Origin of the sequence: Flavobacterium alkalisoli, from assembly GCF_008000935.1 — a bacterium.
In the GTDB taxonomy this organism is placed as follows: Bacteria; Bacteroidota; Bacteroidia; order Flavobacteriales; family Flavobacteriaceae; genus Flavobacterium; species Flavobacterium alkalisoli.
Genome location: NZ_CP042831.1, coordinates 3,318,322 through 3,332,212 on the forward strand (window position 1 = coordinate 3,318,322; position 13,891 = coordinate 3,332,212).

Consider the following 13,891-nt stretch of genomic DNA (forward strand, 5'->3'; position numbering starts at 1 on the left):
TTAGCGATGTTAAAAACAAGCTAACCAATTAATACTTTACATTATGTATTCTTTATCTAACAAGGGTAAGAAAACAAATAAAAAGACTACGGTCGGATTATTGCTGTTTTCTTCGCTACTCATTACAACAGTATCCTGCAAAAAGGAAACTAAAGAAACAAAACCGGAAAATGGGGACATTGCACAAATAGTTCCTCAGGAGTTCCCGCAAGACCTTGGAATATCAGGATTTAATTTCCCTGAAGATTCAACAGTCGTGTACAACTGGCTTAACAACCGTGATACTGATAATATCACTAAGCATGCCTGGGGTATTTGGGCAGGACTTACTCAAAAAACAAACGAAACCTATAAAGGGGATACACTTCGTGTATTTGAAACCTGGATGGGTGTAAAAGAAGTTGCCGCACATTGCCGTACAGTTGCTCTAAAAGGGCAGGAAATTAAACAGGTAAAAACAGCTAGAACACAACTTAGTGTACCAAGACAGTTTACCCATGCTCAACTTTTAGCCAATAAAGAGGTAGTTCAAACCAACTTCCAGTTATTTGAAACTGTATCATATAGTCCGGGAGCGGCACAATATGCTATAGACAATAAAATCTTTAATTTTTCTGTACTTAACAGCTATAAACCAAAAGATACGCTAACAGGTATTGGCAGGATAAACCCTTTCCCAAGCAATGCCATAACGTTAAAACCTACCTATTTTGCAGGTGTTCCCGATAAAAACGGATTAATAAGAATACCAACATGGCCAGGCACTCCTAATCCGCCAAAAGCATTTAAAGAGACTGTTTGGAATACCTATGTATATGCAGATGTAACCAACAGCCAGCCGGCAAATAAAAAACTGGTTCCTGTAACTACAGAAAACCCGTCGGCAGAGCAAATTAAAAATGCTACCTGTAATGTTAGCGACTTTATAAACTATAAGCTTGATAAAGAAGCGGCTGATTTTCTTAACAAGAATGAGGATATAGACAACCCTCAGGTATTTAAGGAAGGTGATCTTATCTTATTAGTTGCAATGCACGTAGGCACTAAAGAAATAAGTAACTGGACATGGCAAACCTTCTTTTGGAGCTACCAGCCCGATACACCTTTTGCACCAAGCTCTACTGCCGAAGCTAACTTAAGGCCTTCTCAAATAAAAGGTGCTGCCGCACACTATGCCGTTGCTACAGCTTATGCTATGGTATGGCCTAACCAGCCTATTAACGGAGGTACTAATGCAAATGTAGAAGCTATTATTGCCTTTAACCCGTATCTGGAAGCAGGATTTGACCCATCAACTTTTCAAAACAAAAACGGCACTTACCCTAACAAACTTGGCTTTGAATACGGAGTTCAAACCAACTGTATGAGCTGCCATGCACTGGCTACAGTTTCGGGTAACGTAGGCTATACTGCAGATCAGTACATCAGCATGAACGACCTTTCAATCTTTAGAGGTGAAACTCAGGTTGACTTTGCCTGGTCTATACAGGGTAATATAAACAAAGACCAATAAGACTTAGTTTTTAGTTAAGAGGTATGTAAAAATTACCTGTTTTAAAAAACAGGTAATTGCTACCTCAAACAACCAGGCTTTAATATAGAATTTTACAATACAGAAAAACAATTACTAACCACAAAAACAAATTATTATGGAACAAATATTTTTATTAGGCTCTATACATCTTTTTGCAGGAAATTATGCTCCAGTAAATTTTAAATTTTGTAATGGAGACTTACTTCCTATATCTCAAAATCAGGCTTTATTTTCAATACTAGGAACATACTATGGAGGTGATGGGATAAACAATTTTAAATTACCTGATTTAAGAGGAACTGCACCTATTGGTGCCGGAGCAAAACCAGGACACGCAAGTTATGTTTTAGGACAAGCGGCAGGAACAGAAACCAATATAATATCTGCAAGCAATATGCCTCCTCACAACCATACTGTGCAGATAGCTGTAAATAATGCCGCTGCTAATGTATCAACTCCGGTGATTGGCTCTACAATTGCTGCTCCGGGCACACCAAGCGGCAGAGGATCATCACCTACTTACGGTTATATTAACGCAGATCCTAACACTCCATTAAATGGTAAAACAGCTACTTGCGGTATTGCAGGTTCAGGAATGCCTTTAAATAACATGCAGCCCTATCAGGCCATTAATTATATTATTTGTGTAAGCGGAGTATTCCCTCCAAGGAGTTAATTTTTAAATACCCTTCAAATATTAAATCAGGTAATTTTTAATTGCCTGATTTAACCGATTTAGACACTTTCTTATAAAAGTAGGTTTTGCCCCCGTGAATAAGGTGCTGCAAAAACTAAAAAAATAACTAACTAATTTTTAGGCCCATGAAAAAACTCTACCTTTTATTTTTCTTGTTTTTGTGTATCCTCACGCGGGCACAAACAACTGAAACTTTTGAAACAGAAACCGCAGGCTCGACATCTTTTACAGATAATGGTCAGGTTTTTAATATTACTTCACAAGCACAAGGTCCTTTTGATATACAAACCGGATATTTGGGAACAGGCTGGAACGGAGTAAGTACAGATAACATATATATAGACAATGACGGTAATGCAGACGCTGGAATTCCTGTTGAGTTTACAATATCCGCTGCAGGAGGCACATCCTTTTATTTAAAAAGTATGTGGCTATATCTGGCTGATAATGCGGCTAATATAACAACTGTTTCGGGATCAGTAACAGTTACCGGGTCTTTAGGTGGTTCAACACAATTTTCTGCCACGAGCAGCTCTGGTTTTAATACTTCATTTGGAGTTTCAAATGGTTTTACCTTCATTAACATAGCTAATTTTGGAGGTTCAAATAATTCCTCAATATTAATTGATAAATTTACCATTACTACTACAGGTAATATAGCATATGTAGCTTTAGATGCCATGACATGGCAGGCTGCTCCTTCCTGTGCTTTAAGCGCATCAATAAACTCACAAACTAATGTTGCTTGTAATGGTGGTTCAAATGGTAGTCTTTCTGTAACAGCTTCCGGAGGAACCCCTAATTATACATATGCATGGAGCAATGGTTCAACAACAACTAATACATCTTCTACCACTAATAGCATAATTTTTCTTACTGCTGGTACATATAGTGTTACAATTACAGATGGTAATGGTTGTACAGCTACAGCTAACGCTACAATTACACAACCTACAAGTGCACTTACCGCCACAACATCAAAAACAGATGTGAGCTGTAACGGAGGTAGCAACGGTACGGCAAGTGTATCAGTAAGCGGAGGTACACCTTCTTATACTTATTCATGGGCCCCTTCGGGAGGAACAAATGCTACGGCCTCAGGACTTACGGCAGGTACTTATACCTGTACAATAACTGATGTAAATGGCTGCCAGATAACAAGGAGTGTTACTGTAAATCAGCCTAGCGCTGTATCTGCCAGTGCTGTAGTAAATTTTAATGTTACCTGTAAAGGCAGCGAAGATGGTATCGCGACCGCCTCGGGAACCGGAGGGACTCCTCCATATATTTACTCTTGGTCAGATGGTAGTACCTCAGCTACACCAGCATATCTAACACCAGGCACACATACCGTAACTGTATATGATTCAAACTTTTGTTATGATACTGCTACTGTAACTATTACAGAAGCGGCTACTCTGCTTTCAGTTAGCCCTTCTTCACAAACTAACGTAAGCTGTAATGGAGGAGCAAATGGTACTGCATCTGTAGCTGCCTCAGGTGGTACAGGCGGATATACATACGACTGGACTCCGGGTGACCCTACAGGGGATGGATCTGCTTCTGTAACAGGGCTTACTGCAGGTACATGGACATGTACGGTAACAGACACTAATGGATGTTCAGAATCTACTTCAATAACAATTACAGAGTCATCGGCCCTAAACTTAACCATGGCCTCAAAAACTAATGTTCTATGTGATACAGGAGGTACTGCATCTGTACATGAAGCTACAGGAGGTACAGGCAACTATACATACGACTGGACTCCGGGTAACCCAACAGGAGATGGCACTACATCAATATCTAACCTAAGCGCAGGTACATGGACCTGTACAGTAACTGATGACCTTGGCTGTAGCAAATCTGTCGACTTTACAATCGTTAATGTAACCGGATCGGATATTGTTTGGGGTAGCGGTTCTTCTAATACTACAGACGACCAAAACGGTAAATTTGCAAACGATTTTTCAATCCCAGGTTCATGGAAACCAGTATATCTTGATGGAACTCACACTCCGGTACAGTCATGGACACGTACTACTACAGGTACAAGTCAGGGAGCATACTGGGGTGGCTTATCTCCAATAGCATCACCTTCACAAAGTGACGGTGCAGCTATTTTTGATTCCGATTACCTGGATAATCATGGTGTTGCCGGCAATTTTGGTGGAGGAATTTCTCCTGCTCCCAATAGCGGTAGATTAATTTCTCCTTCCATCGACCTTACAGGTTATTACAACCAAGAACTTTATGTTGATTTATATCTATACTATCGTAATTTCAGTATTACTGAACTATCAGTAGGTTACTCTAATGACGGTGGTACAACATGGACCGATATCAGCATATTACAGCCAGGCATAGCGTCAGGTGATGTATTTAATACTGCTAAGGTATCCTATCCGTTAACAGGCTTAACCGGTGCGTTGGATCTGTCAGATTGTAAATTGCGATTTACATTTAACGGAGATTATTATTTTGCGATGATTGATGATGTTACCGTTCGCACCGGATCAGAAGAGTTAGCTGTCAATGTTGCTTCACAAACAAACAATACATGCTACGAAGGTACAGAAGGAGCGATTACGGTAAACGGAACAGGTGGTGCTGCCCCATATTCTTATTCATGGGACAATGGTGCTGACACGGCTTCTATAGCAAACCTTGCAGCAGGAACCTATAATGTAACCATTACCGATGCTAACGGATGTGATGCAGTGGCTTCGGTAACTATAACAGAACCGGCTTCGGGATTATTTGCCGGTGCCTTGGTTACTGATGCTTTATGCGGAAATGACAATGGTACTATTGATGTTACTGTAACAGGCGGTACATCTCCTTATACTTACCTATGGAACACTGCAGCAACAACTGAAGACCTTATAGATCTTGCAGCAGGTAACTATAACGTAACCATTACCGATGCAAACGGATGTAATGCTACAATTAGTAATATTATTGTATCACAAACAGGCCCTACTGTTACAATAGCAGGTACAAATGTTACCTGTGGTGGTGCTAACGGTATGGCTGTAGCTAATGTAACCGGAGGAGTGCCTCCGTATACCTATTCCTGGAATAATGGAGGTGATGTGGATAGTATTACTAACCTTACTGCCGGTACTTATACCGTTACCGTAACCGATGCTAATTTATGTTCAAATACGGCAAGCGTAACAATTACAGAGCCTGCTCCGTTTGAAATACCAACCGCTGGTCCTTCTATTGTTTATGAAGAAACATTTACACAAAATCAAACATATTGTCCGGGTAGTTCAAATTATGATAATTGGGGAGTTTTCCGTTCCAGTATAGATGCTGGAGCAACATATGTTAGCATAACGCTATCAGGATCTTCACTTCCGGGGGGTATAACATGTAATGACCCCGTTGCAGTAACCCAAATAGCTCAGGCATTACGCTCAGGAACTCCTCTTTCAATAACTGGTGATGGAAATGCATGGAATGTAGGAACCAGTTGCGATATAGACTGTGCCCAGGAAGCAGATGCTGTAGAGTTAAATGTTAATAATTTCAGCTGTTCTTGTTCTGGAGGAGCAACAATACGCCCATGCATTGGTAATGAGAATTGGGGAGGCCTTGGTGGTGTAACCTGTGGAGCTTCAACCCAAACTATGAGAGTTGAACTTGTAAAAAGTGGTGTTGATATTACAAATGTTAGCTGCAACGGTGGTAATAATGGTACCATAACATTAGACACTACTAACATGACAAGTGGTGTTGGTCCATATACCTATACTTGGTCTCCCGGAAATCCTACAGGACAGGGTACTAATAGTATATCAGGACTTTCAGCAGGTAGCTATGATCTTACAGTAACCGATGCTAATGGTTGTAATGATTCACAAACCTATACGGTAACAGAACCTGCAGTTCTTACTGCTTCTGCTGTAACTACGGCGGTTAGCTGTAATGGCAGTACCAACGGTACTATTGATTTAACCGTAACAGGTGGTACTGCTCCTTATACTTTTGCATGGAGTAATACTGCTACTACAGAAGATATGACCGGATTAACTGCAGGAACTTATGATGTAACTGTTACAGATGCTAACCTGTGTACAACAACTGCATCAGTAACTGTTAACGAACCTGCTGTACTTTCTGCAAGCGCTACAGCTACAGATGTTAGCTGTAATGGAGGTAGCAACGGTACTATTGATTTAACCGTAACAGGTGGTACTGCTCCTTATACTTATGCCTGGTCTAATAGTGTTACTACTGAAGATCAAACAGGATTATCGGCTGGTACTTATGATGTAACTGTTACAGATGCTAACGGTTGTACAACAACTGCATCAGTAACTGTTAACGAACCTGCTGTACTTTCTGCTTATATCAGTTCACAAACTAATATTGCATGTAATGGTGGTACTACAGGTAGCGCCACAGTAACTGTTACAGGTGGTACTGCTCCTTATACTTATTTATGGTCTAACAGTGCTTCTACTGCTACGACAACAGGACTTGCAGCCGGTACATATATTGTTTTAATAACAGATGCTAACTCATGTACAACCAACACTTCGGTAACTATAACTCAACCAGCTGCTGCTCTTTCTGCAAGCACTATAGCTACAAACGTTAGCTGTAATGGCGGTAGCAATGGTACCATTGATTTAACCGTAACAGGTGGTACTGCTCCTTATACTTTTGTATGGAGCAACTCTGCAACTACTGAAGATATGACCGGATTAACTGCAGGAACTTATGATGTGACCGTAACTGATGCTAACGGTTGTACAACAACTGCATCAGCAACGGTTACTGAGCCAACAACTGCTCTTACTGCTTCTGCTGTAACTACGGCGGTTAGCTGTAATGGCGGTAGCAATGGTACTATAGACTTAACCGTAACAGGTGGTACTGCTCCTTATACTTATGCATGGAGTAACACTGCAACTACAGAAGATATGACCGGATTAACTGCAGGAACTTATGATGTAACTGTAACCGATGCTAACGGTTGTACAACAACTGCATCAGTAACTGTTAACGAACCTGCTGTACTTTCTGCTTATATCAGTTCACAAACTAATATTGCATGTAATGGTGGTACTACAGGTAGCGCCACAGTAACTGTTACAGGTGGTACTGCTCCTTATACTTATTTATGGTCTAACAGTGCTTCTACTGCTACGACAACAGGACTTGCAGCCGGTACATATATTGTTTTAATAACAGATGCTAACTCATGTACAACCAACACTTCGGTAACTATAACTCAACCAGCTGCTGCTCTTTCTGCAAGCGGTGTGTCTACAAATGTTAGCTGTAATGGCGGTAGCAACGGTACCATTGATTTAACCGTAACAGGTGGTACTGCTCCTTATACTTATGTATGGAGTAACATTGCTACTACTGAAGATATGACAGGATTAGCTGCAGGAACTTATGATGTGACCGTAACAGATGCTAACGGTTGTACAACAACTGCATCGGCAACTGTTACTGAGCCAACAACTGCTCTTTCTGCAAGCGGTGTGTCTACAAATGTTAGCTGTAATGGCGGTAGCAATGGTACTATAGACTTAACCGTAACAGGTGGTACCGCTCCTTATACTTTTGCATGGAGTAACACTGCAACTACAGAAGATATGACCGGATTAACTGCAGGAACTTATGATGTAACTGTAACAGACGCTAACGGTTGTACAACAACTGCATCGGCAACGGTTAACGAACCTACTGTACTTTCTGCCAGCGGTGTAGCTACAAATGTTAGCTGTAATGGCGGTAGCAACGGTACTATTGATTTAACTGTAACAGGGGGTACTGCTCCTTATGGCTTTGTATGGAGTAATACTGCTACTACTGAAGATATGACCGGATTATCGGCTGGTACTTATGATGTAACTGTAACAGATGCTAAAGGATGTACAACAACTGCATCAGTAACGGTTAACGAGCCTACTGTACTTTCTGCTTCTATTTCATCTCAAACAAATGTTCTTTGTAATGGTGCAGCTACAGGTAGTGCAACAGTAACAGCAAACGGAGGTACCGCTTCTTATGAATACTTATGGTCTAACGGCGCCACTACGGCTACGGTAGCAGGGCTTGAAGCCGGAACTTATAATGTAACTGTTACCGATGCTAACGGATGTTCTGCTATTGCTACGGTAACTATTGACGAACCTACAAGTCTTAACTTAACAATATTAACATCAAATGTAACCTGTAACGGTGGTAGCAATGGGTCGGCTACTGCAACAGTTTCGGGAGGTGTAGCACCTTACTCCTACTCCTGGTCTGATTCAGGAGTAGTTGGTGCGAACCCTACAACCTTAGCTGCAGGTACATATACACTAACTGTTACTGACGATAACGGATGTACAATTGACCAAACAATAACTATTGACGAGCCGGATGCTCTTACTGCATCATTCAGCTCAGATAATGTTAGCTGTCCTGGTAGCTCAGATGGTACTGCTACAGTAACCGTAACAGGTGGTACAGCTCCTTATGAGTACTTATGGTCTAACAGTGCCACTACGGCTTCTTTAGTAGGTCTTACTGACGGAACATATACTGTTACTATAACAGATGACAACGGATGTACATTAATCGATTCTGTAACTGTAGTAACAACTCCGGATGTTACTGCTCCTGTAGCTGATGTTGCTACATTACCAACAGTAACTGTAGAATGCAGCGTACCGGCAGGTATGATTACTGCACCTACTGCTACCGACAACTGCGTAGGAACTGTAACAGCTACGACTACAGATCCGCTTACTTACACTGCTCAGGGTACATATACTATTACATGGACGTACAACGACGGTAACGGAAACTCTTCTACACAAACACAAACTGTGATAGTAGATGATATTACTGCCCCTGTAGCTAACGTTGCTACATTACCAACAGTAACTGTAGAATGCAGCGTACCGGCAGGTATGATTACTGCACCTACTGCTACCGACAACTGTGCCGGTACTGTAACAGCTACAACTACAGATCCGCTTACTTACACTGCTCAGGGTACATATACTATTACATGGACGTACAACGACGGTAACGGAAACTCTTCTACACAAACACAAACTGTTATAGTAGATGATATTACTGCTCCGGTAGCTGATGTTGCTACATTACCAACAATAACTGTAGAATGCAGCGTACCAGCAGGTATGATTACTGCTCCTACTGCTACCGACAACTGTGCCAGTACTGTAACAGCTACAACTACAGATCCGCTTACTTACACTGCTCAGGGTACATATACTATTACATGGACGTACAACGACGGTAACGGAAACTCTTCTACACAAACACAAACTGTTATAGTAGATGATATTACTGCTCCTGTAGCTAACGTTGCTACATTACCAACAGTAACTGTAGAGTGTAATGTACCGGCGGGTATGATTACCGCTCCTACTGCTACCGACAACTGTGCCGGTACTGTAACAGCTACAACTACAGATCCGCTTACTTACACTGCTCAGGGTACATACACAATAACGTGGACGTACAACGACGGTAACGGAAATACAACTACACAAATACAAACCGTAGTGGTTGATGACCTTACTGCTCCTGTAGCCGATGTAACTAACCTACCGGAGATAGTTAACTACTGTGGTGTAATGAGTGATGAGATTCCGGTGCCAACAGCAACCGACAACTGTGCAGGGGTACTTAACGCTACTACTACAGATCCGTTAGATTATACAGAAGTAGGTACTTATGTAATAACATGGACATATGATGATGGTAATGGAAACACTACCTCTCAAACACAAACTGTAACAGTTGAAGAGTCTCCTCTTAATGCTGTAACATTTGATGATGCAGAATTTGTATATAACGGAACTGTACAAAGCATTAACGTAAACAATCTTCCTGCAGGAGCTACGGTTACTTATGCCACATCTCCGGAAACAGGAAATGATAATGGTGCTGTAAACGCTGGGGTGTATACAGTAACTGCAGTTGTTATGCCGCAACCGGAAGCCTTCAACTGTGCTCCTGTTACTTTAACGGCTACTATTACAATCGACAGGGCTACGCAAACCATCACATTTGATGCAATACCGGTTAAAAACCTTGAAACTGATGTAGATTTCCAACTGGATGCTACAGCCTCATCAGGACTTGAAGTATACTATACTTATACCTATACTTCACCAGATCCTGCTGCTGATGTGTCTTCAACAGGATGGGTAACTTTACTCACATCCGGTGAAATTACAATCACTGCTCATCAGGATGGTAACGAAAACTACCTGCCTGCTCAGGAAGTTGAACAACCACTTGTTATTAAAAGTAGTGATGCATCAATATTCACTATGGTTGTTGGCGATGTAACGTATGATACACCTCAAAGTAATATTTACCACCTAATTGATTGCGGAGATAATTCAGATTCAGTAGAGGTTACAATAGTGACCGAGGTAGGTGCTACTGTACAACCGGGACATACATTTACAATACAAACACCACAACCGGGTATTTATACTGCAACGGTAACAGTAACATCTGAGGATGGAGTTTCTACAGAAACATATACCGTAACTGTAGAAAGACGCTTTGATTTCTCTGATATCGTAGTTCAGAAGTTTGATAATGTACTATTGGTAAACAATAACCCGCAAAACAATGGCGGTTATGAATTTACAGCATACGAATGGTATAGAAACGGTCAGCTTGTAGGTACAGAACAGTACTACTCTGCCGGTAACAATTCTGGTGACATGTTAGATCCGGATGCGGAATATGTGGTAAAAGTTACTACCGCTCAGGGTGAGGTACTTCAAACATGTCTTGGACAAATTTTCCTTCAGCATGTTAACAGTGCAAGGTTATACCCTAACCCTGTTGCTTTTGGACAAAAACTTACCATTGATGCTGATTTACCTGCATCTGAGCTTGAAGATATGACTATTACTGTCTATACACTTAACGGTGCCCTTGTAAAAGAAGTAAAATCTTCATCAAGGATAACCGAGATCGATGCTCCAATGGAAGAAGCTGTTTATATAGTAATGTTAAAATCGGCTAACTACAGTAAAACATTTAAAGTAATTGTACGATAGACCACTACCACCCCCTGCCTGCGGGCATGGGTTTATATCGTACAATACAAAAAACACATATCATGAAGAAATATAATTTTTCACAGTTTACAGTTAAGTCGGTTATGTTGGCCTTAGCGCTTACGGGCTTCACTAAAATATATGCACAGGAGGAAAAACATGAGTTTTCCATGTATGCAGGAGGTGTTTTCTCATCCATATATTACGACCTTGAAGGCGGACAGGTAGATCATGAACATGGTGTTCAGTTAGGGCTTAAATATTCCTATTTCCTTAATGATAACTGGAGTATAGGTCTTGGAGGCGAATACCAGACGTATAATTCAAATGCACGATTTGACTTTGCAAGCGCAAGCTATAATGCCGTTGATTTTGAGAACGATTCTTTTGAGTTCAGGTATAATATGACGAGTTACAGAGAAAACCAGAAACTGCATTATGTAAACATACCGGTAACGGTTCAGTTTGAAACCGGAGACGGAATAACTGATTTTTATATTGCTATAGGTGCTAAAGCAGGTTTTGCAATAAAAGGAGAATATGAAACAACTATAGAAAATGTTTCAACCAGTGGTTATTACCCGCAATATAATGCCGAACTGTTTGGACCTACTTTTATGGGCTTTGGTACATTCTCAGGGGTAAGACCGGGTAAACAGGATCTTGAAACCAAAATAGCGTGGTCAGGAACTTTAGAAAGCGGTGTTAAGCAATATGTAGGTGACCATAATTCCTGCTATATAGGCCTATTCTTAGACTATGGCTTTAACTCAATAGCTGACAGTAAAGAAGAAAACGTAGTTAATTATCCGGCTGATGAAATGCCTGTTAACTTAAAATACAATTCAGTAATCAATTCATCTTACACTAAAGACGTACGTTTGATAGCTTATGGTATAAAGCTGAGATATGCTTTTTTCTAATATTATATCAGTGTACAAAAAAAGCAGCCTAAAAGGCTGCTTTTTTATTTATTACTTTCTTTTAAGACAGATAAGGAACACATCGTTTTCACGCAAATCCAATTGTTTAGAAAAACTACCGTTCTTACCTATTTTTATTTCTTCTGTATAAACAGGTGCTCCGTTACTCTTTTCATTTATTTCTTTTACCTGATTTCTGTTTAGCTGAGAAGGCCTTCCCATATCATAATAAGCCGTATAGGCATCGTTAACCCTATACCCTGTTTTATAGATTTCAAGTTTATAGTTGCCTTTTGGCATGTCAGCTATGGATATCTCTAATTTACCCTTATTCTTTGCAGGAAGGTCTTTTATATAGTATACCTGATTGTTTACAGAATCACCCGGGTGTGTATTGGTAAAATCCCATGCAAGAATATGAATATCTCCTTTCTCATTCTTACTTACCCATGAATGTGCATCAGAGTTTACCAGTTCAGTAACCCCAAGCTTATTTAAAAAGGAATAAGCATAGTAAACCGGCTTTTTTATCCCTTGTATGGTCATTAAACCAAAACCTCCGTGAAAAGGTGTAAAACGTGGTCCTGCTTCTTCAAAAATATCGGTAAACACCCAATAAGACATTGAGTTAGCGGTATTACCTACCTGCTTTAGTTTTTCCAGCACATAAGCTGCCTGATGGTAACTGTCGTGAATAGGATCGGCAGGAGTGTATGACGAACTCCATTCAGTGTAATGAAGTTCAAGCCCTGGGATGGCAGATGTTTCAATTTGTTTACGGGAATTTATCACATCTCCGCTAACGGCCATTTCATCTTTGTTTAATACTGTACCAGAATTTCCAAACTCATCCAGAAAGCCTTGCTTAACACCATAAGAGTGTGTAGTAACAAAATCTATAGCAACGTTATTCTCAGCACAAAAATCAATCATTTCGGGTACCCATGCTGCTCCTGCAGTAGCCGGCCCTCCTACCTTATACTCTTTATTTACTCCCTTAATGGCTTTAGCGGTGTATTGATACAATTTGAAATATTCCTCCTGTGTACCGGCCCAAAAACCATCAAGATTAGGTTCATTCCAAACCTCAAAATACCATGACTTTACCTCCTCTTCCCCATATCTTTCGGTAAAATGCTGAACCAGATTGGTAATAAGTTCCTCCCATTTATTATAATCTTTTGGGGGTGTTACATTTCCCCTCCACCAAAAAATGGTCTTATCACCGCTTGCCAGTGGCGAAGGCATAAAACCTAATTCTACAAAAGGCTTAACATCTATACTCAGCAGGTAATCAAACAGCGGATCTATATATTGATAGTTGTATTCGGGATTTCCGTTTTTATCTTCTTTGTAAACAGCCATGTCGTCAACAAGTAAGCCATGCATACGGATATAACGAAAACCACAATCCTGTTTTGCTGTTGCTAACTGTTGCTGCCAGTCAGCCCGCAAACCTTCATTGGCACGTCCTGCACCAACACATTCATTAAAATAGTTGTTGAGTTTTCCTTTTGTTTTATTGAAGTCTGTTTCAATGCGCCTTACCGCTGATTCTTTAGTTTGCGAGAAACTCTTTTGTGAAAGCAAAACCAGGCTACATGATAATAAAACTCCGGCTTTAATTATATTCTTTTTAAAATTGGTTGTGTTAAATTGCATATTCAGT

5 protein-coding genes are annotated in these 13,891 nt (G+C 40.5%); 4 read left to right on the plus strand and 1 reads right to left on the minus strand.

Annotated elements, in window-relative coordinates; all coding sequences use genetic code 11:
• Positions 1–43: 43 nt before the first annotated feature.
• The 4 genes from FUA48_RS14980 to FUA48_RS14995 all read left to right on the plus strand — a co-directional run bounded on the left by FUA48_RS14980 (position 44) and on the right by FUA48_RS14995 (position 12,222).
• A complete protein-coding gene (locus FUA48_RS14980; RefSeq protein WP_147584281.1) occupies positions 44–1,513 on the plus strand; it encodes a hypothetical protein in 1,470 nt (489 codons plus the stop codon).
• A gap of 136 nt (positions 1,514–1,649) precedes the next feature.
• Complete coding sequence (locus FUA48_RS14985) at positions 1,650–2,210, plus strand: phage tail protein (protein WP_147584282.1); 561 nt, start codon at positions 1,650–1,652, stop codon at positions 2,208–2,210.
• A 146-nt stretch (positions 2,211–2,356) separates the two neighbouring features.
• On the plus strand, positions 2,357–11,299 hold the full coding sequence (locus tag FUA48_RS14990; protein WP_147584283.1) for an HYR-like domain-containing protein: 8,943 nt from the start codon (positions 2,357–2,359) through the stop codon (positions 11,297–11,299).
• Between the two features lie 62 nt (positions 11,300–11,361).
• The gene (locus FUA48_RS14995) at positions 11,362–12,222 is read left to right on the plus strand and encodes an outer membrane beta-barrel protein (protein ID WP_168196996.1); all 861 of its coding nucleotides are present in this window, start codon (positions 11,362–11,364) and stop codon (positions 12,220–12,222) included.
• A gap of 51 nt (positions 12,223–12,273) precedes the next feature.
• Here the strand turns inward: FUA48_RS14995 and FUA48_RS15000 are convergent, their stop codons facing one another.
• The gene (locus tag FUA48_RS15000) at positions 12,274–13,884 is read right to left on the minus strand and encodes a GH39 family glycosyl hydrolase (protein ID WP_147584285.1); all 1,611 of its coding nucleotides are present in this window, start codon (positions 13,882–13,884) and stop codon (positions 12,274–12,276) included.
• Positions 13,885–13,891 lie beyond the last annotated feature (7 nt).